General features: G+C 50.4%; 15 protein-coding genes and 1 tRNA gene. 5 read left to right on the top strand and 11 right to left on the bottom strand.

Translation table 11 applies throughout. The features are described 5' to 3' along the window. Window positions 1–629 precede the first annotated feature (629 nt). Together HMPREF9412_RS25225 and HMPREF9412_RS25220 are read left to right on the top strand one after the other, a co-directional pair. The gene (locus HMPREF9412_RS25225; RefSeq protein ID WP_009594627.1) at window positions 630–1,484 is read left to right on the top strand and encodes a helix-turn-helix domain-containing protein; all 855 of its coding nucleotides are present in this window, start codon (window positions 630–632) and stop codon (window positions 1,482–1,484) included. A gap of 96 nt (window positions 1,485–1,580) precedes the next feature. Continuing rightward, window positions 1,581–2,453, top strand: coding sequence for an SDR family oxidoreductase (locus HMPREF9412_RS25220; RefSeq protein WP_009594617.1), 873 nt, complete (start codon window positions 1,581–1,583; stop codon window positions 2,451–2,453). A 439-nt stretch (window positions 2,454–2,892) separates the two neighbouring features. Here HMPREF9412_RS25220 and HMPREF9412_RS25215 read toward each other — a convergent pair whose 3' ends face one another. From HMPREF9412_RS25215 to HMPREF9412_RS25200, 4 genes are all read right to left on the bottom strand, one after another. Then, window positions 2,893–4,068, bottom strand: coding sequence for an MFS transporter (locus HMPREF9412_RS25215; RefSeq protein ID WP_009594635.1), 1,176 nt, complete (start codon window positions 4,066–4,068; stop codon window positions 2,893–2,895). A gap of 130 nt (window positions 4,069–4,198) precedes the next feature. Then, window positions 4,199–5,266, bottom strand: a complete 1,068-nt coding sequence (locus HMPREF9412_RS25210; protein ID WP_009594626.1) for an Atu2307/SP_0267 family LLM class monooxygenase — start codon at window positions 5,264–5,266, stop codon at window positions 4,199–4,201. A 154-nt stretch (window positions 5,267–5,420) separates the two neighbouring features. Continuing rightward, window positions 5,421–5,702 (bottom strand): ArsR/SmtB family transcription factor, encoded by a 282-nt coding sequence (locus tag HMPREF9412_RS25205; protein WP_009594640.1) that lies wholly within the window; start codon window positions 5,700–5,702, stop codon window positions 5,421–5,423. 117 nt (window positions 5,703–5,819) lie between these two features. Continuing rightward, window positions 5,820–6,425 (bottom strand): TetR/AcrR family transcriptional regulator, encoded by a 606-nt coding sequence (locus tag HMPREF9412_RS25200; RefSeq protein ID WP_009594623.1) that lies wholly within the window; start codon window positions 6,423–6,425, stop codon window positions 5,820–5,822. Window positions 6,426–6,620: 195 nt separating this feature from the next. On the opposite strand from HMPREF9412_RS25200, the gene HMPREF9412_RS25195 reads away from it, so the two are divergent. Together HMPREF9412_RS25195 and HMPREF9412_RS25190 are read left to right on the top strand one after the other, a co-directional pair. Further along, complete coding sequence (locus HMPREF9412_RS25195) at window positions 6,621–7,400, top strand: nuclear transport factor 2 family protein (protein ID WP_009594629.1); 780 nt, start codon at window positions 6,621–6,623, stop codon at window positions 7,398–7,400. A gap of 251 nt (window positions 7,401–7,651) precedes the next feature. Then, window positions 7,652–8,842, top strand: coding sequence for a YhgE/Pip domain-containing protein (locus tag HMPREF9412_RS25190; protein ID WP_009594620.1), 1,191 nt, complete (start codon window positions 7,652–7,654; stop codon window positions 8,840–8,842). A gap of 125 nt (window positions 8,843–8,967) precedes the next feature. Here the strand turns inward: HMPREF9412_RS25190 and HMPREF9412_RS25185 are convergent. After that, a tRNA-Ala gene (locus HMPREF9412_RS25185) sits at window positions 8,968–9,040 on the bottom strand. 180 nt (window positions 9,041–9,220) lie between these two features. After that, window positions 9,221–9,694, bottom strand: a complete 474-nt coding sequence (gene nrdR / locus HMPREF9412_RS25180; protein WP_006212015.1) for a transcriptional regulator NrdR — start codon at window positions 9,692–9,694, stop codon at window positions 9,221–9,223. Between the two features lie 146 nt (window positions 9,695–9,840). On the opposite strand from nrdR, the gene HMPREF9412_RS25175 reads away from it, so the two are divergent. Continuing rightward, complete coding sequence (locus tag HMPREF9412_RS25175) at window positions 9,841–10,068, top strand: alpha/beta-type small acid-soluble spore protein (protein WP_006212016.1); 228 nt, start codon at window positions 9,841–9,843, stop codon at window positions 10,066–10,068. Window positions 10,069–10,136: 68 nt separating this feature from the next. Here HMPREF9412_RS25175 and HMPREF9412_RS25170 read toward each other — a convergent pair whose 3' ends face one another. The 5 genes from HMPREF9412_RS25170 to polA all read right to left on the bottom strand — a co-directional run bounded on the left by HMPREF9412_RS25170 (window position 10,137) and on the right by polA (window position 15,812). Continuing rightward, complete coding sequence (locus HMPREF9412_RS25170; RefSeq protein ID WP_015736970.1) at window positions 10,137–10,703, bottom strand: lytic transglycosylase domain-containing protein; 567 nt, start codon at window positions 10,701–10,703, stop codon at window positions 10,137–10,139. After that, entirely contained in the window at window positions 10,700–11,299 is a 600-nt protein-coding gene (coaE, locus tag HMPREF9412_RS25165; RefSeq protein ID WP_009594630.1) for a dephospho-CoA kinase, read from the bottom strand. The genes HMPREF9412_RS25170 and coaE overlap by 4 nt, the downstream gene beginning before the upstream one ends. 9 nt (window positions 11,300–11,308) lie before the next feature. Next, window positions 11,309–12,049, bottom strand: coding sequence for an MntP/YtaF family protein (locus HMPREF9412_RS25160; RefSeq protein ID WP_009594641.1), 741 nt, complete (start codon window positions 12,047–12,049; stop codon window positions 11,309–11,311). Between the two features lie 122 nt (window positions 12,050–12,171). Next, window positions 12,172–13,005: a DNA-formamidopyrimidine glycosylase gene (mutM, locus tag HMPREF9412_RS25155; RefSeq protein WP_009594618.1), complete on the bottom strand. Its 834-nt coding sequence runs from the start codon at window positions 13,003–13,005 to the stop codon at window positions 12,172–12,174. 146 nt (window positions 13,006–13,151) lie between these two features. Continuing rightward, on the bottom strand, window positions 13,152–15,812 hold the full coding sequence (gene polA / locus HMPREF9412_RS25150) for a DNA polymerase I (protein ID WP_009594619.1): 2,661 nt from the start codon (window positions 15,810–15,812) through the stop codon (window positions 13,152–13,154). Window positions 15,813–16,029 lie beyond the last annotated feature (217 nt).

Raw genomic sequence — 16,029 nt, 5'->3', positions numbered from 1 at the left:
TTCGCGGTACCACCCAGGTTTACTGCAATCTCGCAATTGCAGTCTCATGAGGTAAAGCCGATGCTATACCTGCAGCATGTTAACGGATGCCAGGCCGGTTGATCCTACTTGCGGGCGTGTTATCACGCCTTCCGCGTTCGGTCAACAGCTCCGAGACGACACTATACATGCATTACGACGGAGGTTTCAGCAATCCCTCCGCTCTCTGGACATAAACGCTATTGCATAGCCTTCTCTTCTTCGCTATATTTTTATTTTTCTGATAGTAGCACAGACTCGACTTTTTTTCAAACCGAATGAATACTACGCTGCTTTATGATGATTGAGTTCTTGTACCCGGTAAGTTTAACCCATTTATGCTCCAGATGAGAATTCACGGTTTAGAAAAATATAAAATTGCCGGCAACACCACATGATCAACAATCGTCAGGCATTGAAATAAAATCCGTTTACTTGGAACAAGACACATTAGAACAATTCAGCGGATTAACAACCTCGGTACTCGTTATGGTTCTCTTTTGTAGAAACGGCATTCAACAGAGACTATAATAATCATGTATAGAGTGCTTTTGGTCTATTTGGTTAATAGCGATATGTCTCTTCCATATGAGTAAATAGAGGTGACCCACATGAAAATGAATCGTTCCTCATCCGCATTGGGTGACTTCCTTAAATCGCGCAGAGAACGGTTGCAGCCTTCAGAGGCCGGGATTCAGCCGCTGCCCGGACGAAGACGCACTCCGGGACTTCGAAGAGAAGAAGTCTCTTATCTTGCCAATATAAGCGTCACTTACTATGCCTGGCTGGAGCAAGGCAAGGAGGTTAATCCTTCGCCGGAAGTGCTGCTAAGTATCAGCAAAGCGCTTCAGCTTGACGAAGACGAGCAGAAGCATCTATTCGATCTGGCCAATGTAGATGTGGCGAGCGTCGTCACAGTGCCAAATAACGGTGGGCCGGATACGGGAGTTCTGCAGAAAATCGTAAATCAACTGCATTATCCTTCTTTTATCACAGACGAAGGTACGGATGTTATCGCTTGGAATAGGGCGGCTGAACTGATCGTAGCCGATTTCGGCAGTCTGCCGGACAACGAACGGAATATGATGGACATTATGTTTTTAAAGCCTGATTACCGCAACAGACTGGTGAATTGGGAAGGCGCTGCCCGTTACTCTGTAGCCATTCTGCGGGCAGGCTTCGATCTTTACAAGAACAACCCGTTATATATGGAACGGTTTGAACGCTTGACGCGGGAAAGCGTGGAGTTCGTACATTTATGGGAGCTGTATGAAATCAAACAAAAACGCGTAGCCACCGCTTTATTCCGTGTTCCTGACGCACAGGAGATGGAGTTCGAGCTCCATTCCGCGGCTGTAATCGATAATGACCCGGGACTGCACTGGTGTTTCTTTGTTCCGGTGCCCGGTTCAGGTACGGAGGAGAGATTATTGCGTTTACTTGAGCAGGACAGGCAGCTACCGTAGACTGTTACTCCCGTTAATAGAATAGACGTGCTGTGGCTAGCTCCCTCTAATTGTTTGTATAATTCAGTGGATGACAACGAATGGAGGGTGTTTAGCATGCAAACTTGGTTCATTACAGGAGCATCAGGAGGCTTGGGTTCACGTATAACTCGCCAGTTGCTTGATAGGGGGGACCGTGTCGCCGCAACGGTACGCAAGCCGGGGGTGCTGGATGATCTGCAGGCACAGTATGGCTCTGGGCTTTGGCAGGCTAATTTAGATCTGACAAACTCTCAGCAAATTGCTGAAGTGGTGGAACGTGCATTTTTAGAACTGGGCACGATCGATGTGTTTGTCAATAATGCAGCCTATGGCTTGTATGGCGCAGTGGAAGAAGCAAGCGACAGGCAAATTGAGCATCAGTTTATGACCAATGTGCTTGGCTCCCTGCGTGCAGCGCGTGCAGTCCTGCCCTTTTTCCGTAAGCAGGGCGGCGGTCACATGGTACAGATTTCGAGTATGGCGGGTCATTATTCTATTCCGGGTATGGGACTGTATTGCTCTACGAAATGGGCGGTCGAAGGAGCCTTTGAAGCGCTAGCTAAGGAAGTGGCTCCGTTCAATATTAAGACCACTATGGTGGAGCCCGGCGGAATCCGAACGAATTTCATTACAAGCAACGCCGTATTCGGCGAGCGGATGGACGAATACCGGGATACGGAGGCGGGCCAATTCGTTAGCCTGATGAAGGGAGAACTGCCTGGTATAGATATGAGCATGTTCAATCAAATGGTTGTCGGCGATCCGGATAAAATGGCGCAGCAGATTATCCGCCGAGTCGACCAGGGAGAGGGTCCGATACGTATGGCGTTGGGCAGTGACGCCTATGAGCAAATCCGGGCAGCCCTGCTGGACAGACTCGCCGCTCTGGAAGCACAGAAAGAGCTGGCTCACTCCACTGATTCAGATGATGTGGTAAAACAATTTTAGAGGACACCAAAGAATTCGACATCCACGGCAACTGATATGCTCCTCTGAAGTGCTCTGATAATCGATTAGCAGTTGCTGCAGATTACCGCCATGGATGTACATTATGCACCCGACTCCGAAGCGCCTTCCCATCCTTTAAACGGGAAACGATTCAAGGATCTCAGCTTAAAGCTGAAAGATGGACAATTGATTAACTCCTATCCGCTCCTGCACAAAGGTACTTTTCTTCTGGTGCGGAAATATTACCGTATAGTAATTCGTTTGAGGTGTGTAACTGCCTTCCCGTTGGGTGAACTTGAATTTGGGGCGTCTGAATGAACTAAAATCACGGTACGCTGCACTCAAAAAAACGCAATGTTCTCCATGAGTATGAAAATACCGCCTAAGCGTTATTCAACAACGCTTAGGCGGTATTTTCATTTCTGAGAAAGAAGGTACTTTACGCTCCGCTTTGTTCCGCCGCTGCAGATCGGCGACGCATGGATAAAGAAATAATAGCCGGGATGAGTGCCATTGCGACGCCAACTCCGCCAAACCAACCAACTGCTGCAAGAGAGATGCTTTCTACAACGATACCCCCAATTACAGCCCCTACGGCCATGCCCAACTGCACGATCGAATTGTTCAAACTCAGGACGATCCCCGAAGCCTGAGGAGCCATGCCGATTAAATAAACCTGTTGAACCGGCCCCATCGACCAAGCAAAAAAGGACCATAACATAAGCAAAGGCAACACGAACATGGACGAGTGGGAGAACGCAGTCAGTAACAATAATATTCCGGAGTGAAAGAGCAGGCCCCCAATCATCGTACGGGGGATACCCCATTTATCTGCACCGTAGCCGCCAGCTTGGGATCCTATGAGACTGGCCAGCCCAAACGCAAACAACCCGACGTTGACCATCCCTTCGCTCATCCCCGTAATGTCCAGAAGAAACGGCGTTATATAGGTGTACAGCATCGTATAGCCCAATATCCAGAAAAAACTGATGGAAAGCGCGACAGCGATTCGGGGGCTTTTTAATAAGGCAAGCTGTTCCCGAATAGGAACGGGAGCCTCTCCTTCCGATCTCGGAATCGTCAGCAAAAGGACCACCATCGCGACCAAGCTTAGGGCCCCGACTCCCGTGAAGATGATTTTCCAATCATGTGAGCCCGCAATGATCCTCCCAAGCGGGACCCCTAGAATAAGTGCGAGGTTAAAGCCCACTAAAACCGTGGCGATAGCGCTGCCCTGTTTTCCAGGATGAGACATTTTGGCGGCAACCGTCATGGCGACGACCATAAATACCCCCGTGCTGATCGCCAAAATAATTCTTGCTCCGAGCAGCATGCCGTAGCCTGTAGTTGTGACCGTGATCAAATTCCCAACGAAAAATAATCCCAAAGCCGATAGCATAAGCTTTCTTCGATCCATTTTTGCCGTAAGTGCAATAAGAATCGGGGTGCCGATGGCATAAGCAAGCGAGTAGACCGTAATCAACTGCCCGGCCGCTACTACCGACACTCCAATATCGCTTGCAAGCATATCCAAAATGCCGGTAATCACGAACTCTGAAGTTCCGACTAAAAAGCTGACAATAGCTAAAATGTAAATTTTCCATGAATTCCTCATCTATATCTCCTCTTTTCATTTCAATAGATCTAAATCTATAGAACTGATAGTTAAAAAAATAATGCTCCATTTGCCGACTTCATTTCTCGGCCCAATCAAGCCTTCCCGTTTCAAGCGTTCATCCTCTGCTTTAGGCGTTACGGCCAAACGTCTGGCGGGCGAGCTCCTTACGGACAATCGGCGCTACTTTGGTGCCGAGAAGCTCAATCGTCCGCAGCAAGTCGCGATGCGGCAATGAACTGAAATCGTTGTACATCATGAAGCGAGTCAAGCCAAGATTCTTATGCAGCAGCACGATTTTTTCTGCGACATATTCGGGATCTCCGACGTAAAGAGCGCCGTGAAGGCTGCGGGCTGAATCGTACGAGTCACGTGTGTAGGTAGGCCAGCCTCGTTCCCCTCCAATGTGGTTCATTTGGCCAGCCATGACAGGATAATACCGCTTAGCTGCCTCTTGTGCCGTATTCGAAATAAAGCCATGCGAATGTGTAGCAATTTGCAGCTTATTCGGATCGTGACCAGCTTTCACGGCGGCTTCTTTATAAAGCTCCACTAAGGGTGCGAATCTCTGCGGCGCTCCGCCCAGGATAGAGAAGGCAATCGGAAGTCCCAGCAGGCCGGCCCGAACAGCCGACTCCGGGCTGCCCCCTGTTCCGATCCAGACAGGCAAAGGCTCCTGCTGTGCACGAGGATAGACGCCCATGTTGTCAATCGCCGGGCGATGACCGCCACGCCAGGTCACCTTTTCGGAAGCGCGAATCTTCAACAGCAGTTCCAGTTTCTCTTCATACAATTCCTCGTAATCTTTCAGGTCATAGCCGAATAGCGGGAACGATTCGATGAACGAACCCCGTCCGGCCATGATCTCTGCTCGCCCGTTCGACAGACCGTCCAGCGTTGCAAAGTCCTGATATATCCGCACCGGATCGTCCGAAGATAGCACCGTCACTGCGCTCGAGAGCCGGATCCGCTTTGTTGTAGCTGCAGCTGCTGCCAGAATGACCGCTGGCGACGAGCTTGTGTATTCGATGCGATGATGCTCGCCGATGGCATAGACGTCAAGGCCGACCTGATCCGCCAATTGGATTTCTTCGATCGTCTGACGCAGCCTCTGGGCATGCGAGACACCGCCATTTCGGGGATTTGCATGGAGGAAAGTGCTCATTCCAATCTCCATCGTATTCGTTTGACCGCTCATAGTTATTCTCTCCTTCTTAATATTGGGTAGGGATGATTAGCAAAAATCATCGAAGAATTATTCCAAGTCGTCTCGTACGCTAAAACACCATTCAAGTATAAACAACTCCGTCATTTCCATTGTTCTAAATATATAGAAATGATTTTTAAAAAAATTACGCCAACAAAAAGGGCGCAAATTTTTCCGCTACTTCTCGATTGACGTTATAGTGAATAAACGATCCATTCTTGCGAGAATCAATCAAGCCAGAGTCCGTCAATTGCTTTAAATGATGCGATAGCGTCGAGCCTGCAACCGATTCAAGCCTTTCACCGACCGCGGTGAAGCATAAATCGCTCTCTTTCGCGAGCAGTAAAGCGATCTTCAGCCGGGTTGGTTCCCCCAAAGCTTTATACACTTTAACCGCTTGCCCCATAGCTTCTTGATTTTCTCCCACTGTACCCACCTCCCCGCATATCTTCTGCAGTTCTATAACTATCGAAATCAATATTAGCACCATGTTATTCAAATGTAAAGGGCAGATCTGAACCCTGCTCCTCCTACTTCGCTAATTTTATTCCTCGACGGCGATGCCGGCAGCCCTTAAATGCCCGTAGGCAACGATTCTGCTAAACTGAGATGAAACTTCATCTGCAGGAAGGGGTTTATCGTTTTTAATCCACCAAATTACAATCCCCATGAAAGACGATCCGAGGTATTCGATCAGCAATTCCTTGGATATCGCTAATGGGGAGTTTCCCTGAGCAGGTTTCCACCCCTCAATTAATTTATCTTTAATGATATCCTCCATTTTCGCTTGAAACTGATAGATTCTATTCTCATCTATTAACATGGAATGATAAAAGGTCAAATTTAGAGAAATATGCTCCAGTACAGTCTGCATGACTGTCTCGAGTAGAGAAATACTGAAAGGATTCATGCTGATGGGACAAAGAATGACCGCATCCTTTAATTCGCTCAACAATTCATTCATACATGTATCTAATAAATCAGGCTTATTTTGGTAGTGGAGATAAAAAGTGTTTCGATTGATCATAGCCCGATCGGCAATATCCTGGATCGTTATTGATTCATATCCCTTTTCCTGAATAAGCTCATAAAACGCCTTTCGAATCGATTGTTTCGTGCGCAGTATTCTTAGGTCGGTTTTCTTGTTCATTGTTTTCGTTCCCCCTAAATTTATTTAGGTCGTTAAGCGACAAAGTTTTATGAGTTGTCTGTTATCCAGCATTACTAAAAATATTGAATATTGAGCGTTATATTAGCCTCTATTATAATGAGCAACAGATAAATAAACAACGTACTGTTCATTATTTATCTAATGACCAAAAAAAATTTCAAGGAGGATATTCCAATGACATCCAACCATCAAAATGAGCTTGTTCGTAAGGCAGTCGCCGTACTGGAAAGTTTTGAGAGCGGCAACCCCGAAGCGATTACGGCTTACGTTCATCCAGATCAATATATTCAGCATAACCAGGCCTTACCCGATGGTCGTGAATCCATGCTTGGCGCACTTGATCATTTAAAGGAAATTGGTACTAAGGTAAGCATTAAGCGTACTTTAGTCGACGGAAATTATGTGGCTCTTCATTCTGTATATCATTTTCACGGCCCTAAAATCGTATTTGATCTCTTCCGTTTTGAGAATGGACTAATCGTCGAGCATTGGGACAATTTGCAAGAGATGGTAGAGAAGACACCAAGCAATCATACGATGATTGACGGACCGGTTACGATTAAGGATATCGACAAGACGGATGCCAACAAAGCATTTGTCAAAAGCTATGTTGAGAACATCTTGCTCGGGAAGAACCCTGACCTGCTTGCCTCTTATTTTGATGGAGATCACTACATTCAGCATAGTCCGCATATTGCAGACGGCCTTTCCGGTCTTCACGCTGCTTTGCAGGCTCTGAAGGAGAGAAATATTGAGTTTCAATATACTCATGTCCACCAAGTAATCGGACAAGGCAATTTTGTCCTTACAATGAGTGAAGGTCTATTTGATGGTCAACATACTGCTTTCTACGATATGTTCCGCGTAGAGGATGGAAAGATCGCTGAGCATTGGGACGTAATCGAGGCCATACTGCCGGCAGAAAAACGAAAAAATTCGAACAGTAGATTTTGAAATTTGTGTAGCTAAATCGCAAGGCATCGCCGAAATTTAAGTGCGGTGATGTCTTGCGCTTCACGAATGTACTTGAGCAATCAATTTTGTAATCAAAAAGATACAGAAGCGTTGCTGCAGCAACGCTATTTTTGTTCATTGCCATGAAGTGACCGTGTGATGCAGCCATATTGTATGGTGCCCTTCACAAATGAACATTGCCGTTGATAATCAACCATATGTTCATGATAAAGAACAAGGAGTAGTGGATCATGAAAATGCTGACACAAAAAATGATGTGGCTGGGAATGCTGCTCGTCCTGATCGTGTTGACCGTATTCGGGGTAGCGATGATGGGATCGGTACTTGGATCGAAGCCAAAGGAGGTCCCGGTGGCCCTCGTTATCCTTGACCAGCCGGCGGAGCTGCCGACCGGAGGAACGTTTGCGATAGGGGAAATGATCCGGGAAAAGTTGCTGTCGAGCCCGGCAATGCCGTTTGTCTGGCATGTCGTGGATTCCGAGGAAAAGGCTCGGGAAGGACTGGATAAACGCGAATATTACGGAGCGATGGTGATTCCGACGGATCTGAGCAGCGGTTTACTCTCGTTAGCAACTCACTCGCCGATTCACCCTAATGTGAAAATCATCTCCAACGAGGGTATGAACACCCAAGCCTCGATGGTCGTAAGACAGACAATGGGGCAAGCGATGAAAATGATCAATGGGGAACTGTTGCAGCAGCTGCTTGGACAGATCGGACAGCAAACGGAGCAAATTCCGGTTGAAACGGCTAAAGCTTTAATGACACCGGTGAACGTTCTGGAGGAAGTCGTGCATCCACCGGGAGTGAATAATGCGTCGGGGAATGCGCCGGGTTTGTTGACCCAGATTATATGGATCGGCAGCATGGTGACCGGAGTCGTCTTGCTCCTGGCTAGCCAGAAGGCGATCGCCGCGGGTTCAAGAAGATGGACAGTCAGCGCGCTGCAAGCTATCGGGGGGCTTGCGATCGTCGGCATCGCCACGTGCTTCACCATATGGATGGCTTCGTCGTGGTACGGCATGGAGCTGGCGAACGCGGGGGAGACGTGGTTGTTCTTATGGTTGGCTGGATCGGCGTTCTTCTTGTTGCAATCTTCCTTGCTGAATTGGATCGGATTCCGGGCAATACCGCTGCTCGTACTGCTGATGTTCTTCTCCGTGCCGCTGCTGAACATGGCTCCGGAGTTCTTGTCGCAGACGACGCGAGCTTGGATCTATTCGTGGACGCCACTGCGGTTCGCGGCAGGAGGGCTACGGGAAGTAATGTACTACGGCGGACTGGACGCAGCTCACTCAAACGCCTTGATTTTGTGGGGCGTCGCCGGTGGATTTTTGGTCTTGCTGCTCACTTCCGGATTTAAGGCCGATCGAGCAACACATGCCGCCCCTGCTTCTGTTACAGGCGATACAATAAAGTAAGAACAATCAACAATGCGTTGTACTTCCTTTTTTTACGCTCATGTTATAATTAGATTTTCTGAGAAGTATTAAAAAGTTATTTAAAAACAAAAAAACCCTTGATTTCTCAAGGGTTCCTCTTCGTATGGAGCCTAGGGGGATCGAACCCCTGACCTCATCGCTGCCAGCGATGCGCTCTCCCAGCTGAGCTAAGGCCCCGTAAGCGACTTCTATATCATATAAAAAATCAGCAGGCATGTCAACACTTTTTATAGAATTTTTTGATAATGTGCTGTGCCTTTTTTCCTTCTCTATATAATGTCACTTATCGATGATGAGAATTTGGCGCCATGAGAGCGCCGGAAGAGCACCAGGGTCGCTTAAAGAACCGTGGCGCTCTTACAGCTCCTGTACGTCCGTATCCTTGGACAGCAGGCTTTTCAGTTCCTTCATGAACATATTGATATCCTTGAATTGCCGGTATACGGACGCAAACCGAACGTAAGCCACCTCGTCGACCGGATATAACCGTTCCATCAGAAGCTCCCCGATCTGGCGGCTCTCCACTTCCGCTGCCGCCGTATTGCGCAGCGCCTTCTCGACATCCGAAACGATCATATCCAGCTGGTCCACGGATACCGGACGCTTCTCGCATGCCCTTATCAAACCGCGGAGCACCTTCTCCCGGCTGAACTCTTCGCGGCTTCCGTCCTTTTTCACGACGATCAGCGGCGTTTCCTCCACCATTTCAAAGGTTGTGAACCTCTTGCTGCACTGCTCGCATTCCCTGCGGCGGCGGATGGACTTGTTCTCGTTGGCTGGCCTTGAATCCAGCACTTTCGTTCCGGCATAACTGCAATATGGACACTTCATAAGTTGTCTCACTTCCTTTGTATTCAGCGTGATTCGCCCTTAATGGGCGTCAGAAAAATTTACCAGCAAAACTTTTGTCTTTTATGTTATGAAAATGCGAGACCCGAGACATAATACTTTTACCAACCCAAGGAGGTGAACTTAACATGGCACAAAGCAACAACAACTCCAACAACCTGGTTGTTCCTCGCGCAAACGCTGCTCTTGAGCAACTGAAATACGAGGTAGCTCAAGAACTTGGTATCTCCATTCCACAAGACGGATACCAAGGTAACATGACTTCCTATGAGAACGGTTCGATCGGGGGATACATCACAAAGCGTCTTGTAACCCTGGCCGAGCAACAATTGGCTGGTCAATACTCCGGTCAATAATTGATTCTTCCTTAAAAAAGGAGTGTTGGGGGCTCGATGTAAGAGCCTGTCCAGCGCTCTTTTTTTCTTTAGAAGCCGCCCTTATACACATCCGTATATTGATTATAATAATAAATCACGCGCTGTACATAATGCCGGGTTTCCCCGATGGGTATACTCTTCACGTTCTCATAGGTTCCATCCCACATGCCCTTGTTGATCCAATTCTTGACGTTCCCCGGGCCCGCATTATAAGCGGCGATGGCGGCAATCGGATTGCCGTCCATTTCTTTGTGCAGATTCTGAATGTACCAGGTGCCCAGCTGGATGTTTGCATCCACTTCATTCTTTACGCTCAGCAGGTTCACCGACGGGAGCTTGGCCATTTCCATCGCCCAGTTCGCCGTATCCGGCATCAGCTGCATAATGCCCAGCGCGCCCTTCTTGGATTCCTTGCCCGGCTTGAAATTCGTTTCCACCCGGATGATCGAGGCCACCAGAAACGGATCAACCTCATAATAGGCGGCATGTTTGCGGATCTCATCCTTATAATGGATCGGATACAGCAGGGTCATCCAATTGGAGCTTAGGAACAGCAGCGCTACAAAAGAAACGAACAGCAGGAGCAGCACCCTTTTTTTACGAAGCCACTTCATAACTGAACCAACCTGTTCCACAGGTTGTCCACCTGCTGCTGCGTTTCGGCCAATGTGCCGCTGTTATCGATCAGGATATCCGCTCGAAGCTTCTTCTGCTCAATGTCCATCTGGCTGCTAAGACGCACCTCTGCCGCTTCCCGGGTAAGAGCGTCCCGCTCCATCAAACGCGCAAGCTGCAGCTCGCGCGGGACATAGACGACAGCGATCTGCTTCAGATAAGGATAGGCTTCCCTTGCCTCCAGCAGCAATGGAATATCCGCTACCACCAGCCGGTCGGGATACTGCCGTTCATACGCCTCCGTCCGTTCCCGGATTTCCTGCCGGATTGCCGGATGCGTAATCTCATTCAATGCCGCTCTTTGCTCCGGATGATGGAAGATCATCTCCCCGAGCTTCTTTCGATTCAACGTACCGTCTTCAAACAGGATCGCTTGTCCAAAATGTTCGGTCACTTTACCCAGCACCGGATGACCCGGGAGCATCACTTCCCGGGCGATGATATCCGCATCGACGAGAAGCGCTCCCTTCATGGCCAACATGGAGGACACGGTGCTTTTGCCTGTTGCAATTCCTCCGGTTAAACCGATATTCATGACTTCACCTCATAACAGCTTCATTATACCCATGACAACTAATAAAAAAGCAGGCAAATACGAGATAAAACGCATGCCGCCCTTGGCCGCAAAACGGAGGCCGACCCGCATGCCCAGCACCAGAAATATCCCGCTGAACAAGGAAACCACGGCTGCGGTGCCTAGCGGCGAGAAACCCAGCATCGCTGCGCCGAGCCCGGCTCCGAACGCATCGAGCGACAGCGCGATCCCCAGCCACATCGCCTCCCAGGGAGAGATGCTGCCGGAGTCGTCCAGATCCGCTTTCGTCGGGCTGCGGAGAATTTGAATGACGACGCCGATCTTCGGTATTTCAAGGGAGAATACCGCTCGCTGAAGCTGCTCTTGGCCTGCCGTGGTAACTTCACGACGCGGTGTCCCTTGACGAATGGCTCCCTGCGTTTCCGTAAGCGATGCGGAAGAATCCACGGCGGATGCCGGCTGCACTTCAGGCTCGCTGCTTCTCCGAACCTGCTGATATAAAGACCAAAGGCCCAGCAGTATCAAAATGGCAGCTCCGATCACGGATGCCGCAGATGGGGATAAGAACCGCTGCAGCAGCGCGCCTGCCTGCATGGAGACGCCAAGCACCAAACCGGAACACAGCGAGATGATCAATACAGACAGCAGCGGTATCCTTGTTTTGCGCAGACCGTATGTAACCCCTGCCCCGAATCCGTCCAGGCTTAACGCCATGGCCAGCAGGGCAGACGAGAAAATATGACTGAGCACCCTTTTCCCTCCTCCAAAGCTCCACATCAAGCTGCTCATTCATGAAGAAGAGCTGCCCGATGCGCTCCACATATGTTCCACATTATATGTGGGGGAGCAGGAATGGGTGCACGCCTATTCAATTACCTCTTGACCGGCTGACACTTCGGACAGTAATGAGTCCCCCGTCCGCCGACCACGATCTTATGAATCGGGCCGCCGCACGCATGGCACGGCTTGTCCTTCCGACCGTAAATCTGATGGCTGTTCTGGAACATCCCCATCTCGCCCTGCCCGTTGACATAGGACTTGATGGAAGAACCGCCCGCATCGACGGCTTCGGACAACGTATCCACGATCGCATGATACAATCGCTTGAGCTCGGCATCCTTCAGGCTGTTCGCGTTCCGCTCCGGATGAATCTTGGCCCGGAACAAGGCCTCATCAACATATATATTGCCGATGCCGACCACATATGCCTGATTCAGCAGCACCGCTTTGATCTTCGTTTTCTTGGTGCCGATGACTTCCTTGAAGGTTCCGAACGTAAACGTGTCATCCAGCGGCTCATAACCAAGCTTGGCAAGGGGAGCATGCTGGAACTCTTCCCCCGGCGCAAATAGATGCATCGTTCCGAATTGGCGCACGTCCTTGTACCGCAGCTCCGTCCCGTCCGAGAAATGGAAGATGACATGGGTATGCTTCTCCACCGGCTCCTCGGCTCGGTACACCCCGTAACGCCCCTCCATCCGAAGATGCGAAACGAGCACCAGCCCGTCCAGCAAGATCCGCAAAAACTTCCCGCGGCGCTCCACGCCTTCCACGGTATGGCCCTTTAACATAAAAGCAAATGCCTCGATGTCGTCAGGACGCTGGATAATCCGCGGCAGGTTCACGGATACATGATCTATATGCTTACCTTTAATCAATTGGTTAAGTGTTCGTTTCACGGTTTCTACTTCCGGCAATTCCGGCATAATGACTTCACCTCATCCCCCATTATACCGGAAGTTGGGACAGAGCGGGACCATGGTTTTGTGGAAAGGTATGGTGCATAACCGCCTCCCTCTTCACCCCATGATCCCCCTAAACGAACCCTATCCGCTAGCACGCCGTGAAGCTTTTACTTCGCCTCGTACCAGTTCTCGCCATAGCTGACTTCCGATTTCAGCGGCACGGACAGCTTCAGCGCCTGACTCATCACGTCCGGCACCAATTCCTTCATGACCTCCAGCTCATCCTCCGGTACCTCGAACACCAATTCATCGTGCACCTGGAGCAGCATGCGGCTCTTCAATTGGCGCTCATGGAGCGCCTTGTCCATGTGGACCATGGCCAGCTTGATGATGTCCGCGGCCGTTCCCTGAATCGGCGTATTCATCGCCGTCCGCTCCGCAAAAGAGCGCAGGTTGAAATTGCTGGCGTTAATCTCCGGCAGATACCGTCTGCGTTCGAGCAAGGTCTTCACATACCCGTCTTGCTTCGCCTGCTTGACGATCACGTCCATATAGCGCCGCACGCCCTGGAACACCTCGAAATACTGGTCGATAAATGCCGCCGCTTCCTTCCGCGTAATGTTCAGGTTCTGGGACAGGCCATAGTCGCTGATTCCATACACGATGCCGAAGTTAACCGCCTTGGCGGACCGGCGCATATTGGAGTCCACCTCATCCATGCCGACTCCAAACACGTCCATCGCCGTCTTGGTGTGGATGTCCATGTCGTGGACGAAGGCTTCCTTCAGCCGTTCGTCGTCCGAGATATGCGCAAGCACGCGAAGCTCGATTTGGGAGTAGTCCGCCGCCAGAATGCTCCAGCCCGGTTCCGACGGAACGAAAACCTTGCGCAGCTTGCGCCCTTCCTCCAGACGGATCGGAATGTTCTGCAAATTCGGGTATTGGCTGCTCAGACGCCCCGTAGCGGCAATGGTCTGACGATAGTAAGTATGCACTTTGCCGGTTACGGATGATATCTCCTTCAGCAGTCCTTCCACGTAAGTGGATTGCAGCTTGGCCAATGTACGGTACTGCAAAATCAAGCGGACGATATCGTGATAAGGCGCCAGCTTTTCGAGCACCTCGGCATCGGTGGAATAACCGGTTTTGGTCTTCTTGATGACCGGCAGCTCCAGCTTCACAAACAGGATTTCGCCGAGCTGTTTAGGCGAATTGAGATTGAATTCCGTTCCGGCGATCTCGTAGATCTCCTGAACGAGCTTCGCGATCTGCCCTTCGAACTCGCGTCCCAGCTCCTTTAAATCCTCCGCGTTCACGGCAATACCCTGCTTCTCCATATCGGCCAGAATGCGCGAAAGCGGCATCTCCAGATCATGGAACAGCGGGAGCATTTCATTCGCAGCCAGTTCCTTCTCCTGAATGGGAACCAGTTCGGATACGGCCAGGCATTTTCTGGCCATGTGCTCGCTGAGCTTATCCACATCGGGAACCTTGTACTTGGCCCCTTTACCGAACACGTCCTCATCGGCTTGAAGATAGGCCAGTCCGTACTTGGAGGCCAGCCCGCTAAGGGTTTGATTCGATTCCGTAGGATCCAGCAGGTAGGCTGCCAGGTGAACGTCGAATGCCGCGCCGGCAAAAGCGATGCCCTGCCAATGCAGCGCCAGGTCAATACGGTGCAGGTCATACCCGCGTTTTGGGATCTCGCTATCGGCAAGCCAAGCACGGACAGGCTCCGCCTCTTCCGACTTCAGCACGTCAAACGGGAGGAAGTACTGCCGCTCCTCCGTCGCGAGTGCCAGCCCGATCACGTCCGCATGATGGGGGTTGTCCCCATGCGTTTCCACATGGAGCACGGTCGCTTGTGCCAGATGATCCGCAACCTCGGCAATTCCCGTCGCGTCCACAAGGGTCACGTCGATCTTCGCTTCGGGCTTCGACTCCGCCGCATCACCAGCGGCCCCGCTTGTGCTCAGGTTCAACCGTTCAATAAGCGATTTAAACTCGAGCTTCGCCAGTGCGGGACCAGCCGTCTCTTCATTCAGGCCCGTAAATGCCATTTCATCCAGCGACTGTTCCAGCGGCACTTCGCGGAAGATCGTAGCCAGCTTCTTGCTCAGTATGGCGGAATCCGCATGCTCCTCGATCTTCTCTTTCATCTTGCCCTTCAGCTCATCGGTCCGGGACACCACCGCTTCAACGGATCCGAATTCATGAAGCAGCTTCAGCGCAGTCTTCTCCCCTACTCCCGGTACGCCGGGAATATTATCGGAAGCATCGCCCATCAATCCCTTAAGGTCGATAATCTGATCAGGCGTCAGGTTATACCGCTCCTTAATCTGTTCCGGTCCGTAATACTCGATTTCGGTGACGCCTTTGCGGACCATCGCGATCGTGGTATGCTCCGAAGCCAGCTGCAGCATATCCTTGTCCCCGGAGACGACCATCACCTTGCGTCCGGCTTCGTCAGCCTGGCGGGTAATCGTGCCGATAATGTCGTCGGCCTCATAACCGCCGATTTCGAATTGGGAGACGCCCAGGCCTTTCAGCAGCTCTTTCAGCAGCGGGAATTGTCCTGAGAGCTCCGGCGGCGTCTTCTGTCGGCCGCCCTTGTACTCCTGAAAATCCGCATGCCGGAACGTTTCCTTGCCGGCATCGAATGCCACCATCATATGCGTCGGTTTATGCTCCTCGATCAAGCGAAGCAGCATCGTCGTAAAGCCGTAAACCGCATTCGTCTGTTGTCCGCTGGCATTGGTCAGCGGCGGCATCGCAAAGAACGCCCGGTAAATGATATTATTTCCATCAATCAGAATCAGCTTGTCCATAGAACACCTCGCACCAATATGACTTCCTTTCCACATGATAACATAGGTTAACGCCAAATCCGAACAATCCGTTTGATTAACGGTGAATTCGTGTTTTCCCGCAAAATAGCCCCACAAAGTGGAGTCACTGCTTCGATGCTTATTCCAAATACTTTGCGGGGGCCCCAAAACATATAAATGCGATGAAAGAATGGCCTCGCTTCGCTGGAGTTTTCTA

Source organism: Paenibacillus sp. HGF5, from assembly GCF_000204455.1.
GTDB classification, from domain to species: domain Bacteria; phylum Bacillota; class Bacilli; order Paenibacillales; family Paenibacillaceae; genus Paenibacillus_AQ; species Paenibacillus_AQ lautus_A.
Note: the sequence above shows the minus strand (reverse complement) of the source record. Positions and strands in the feature narration are given on the sequence as shown.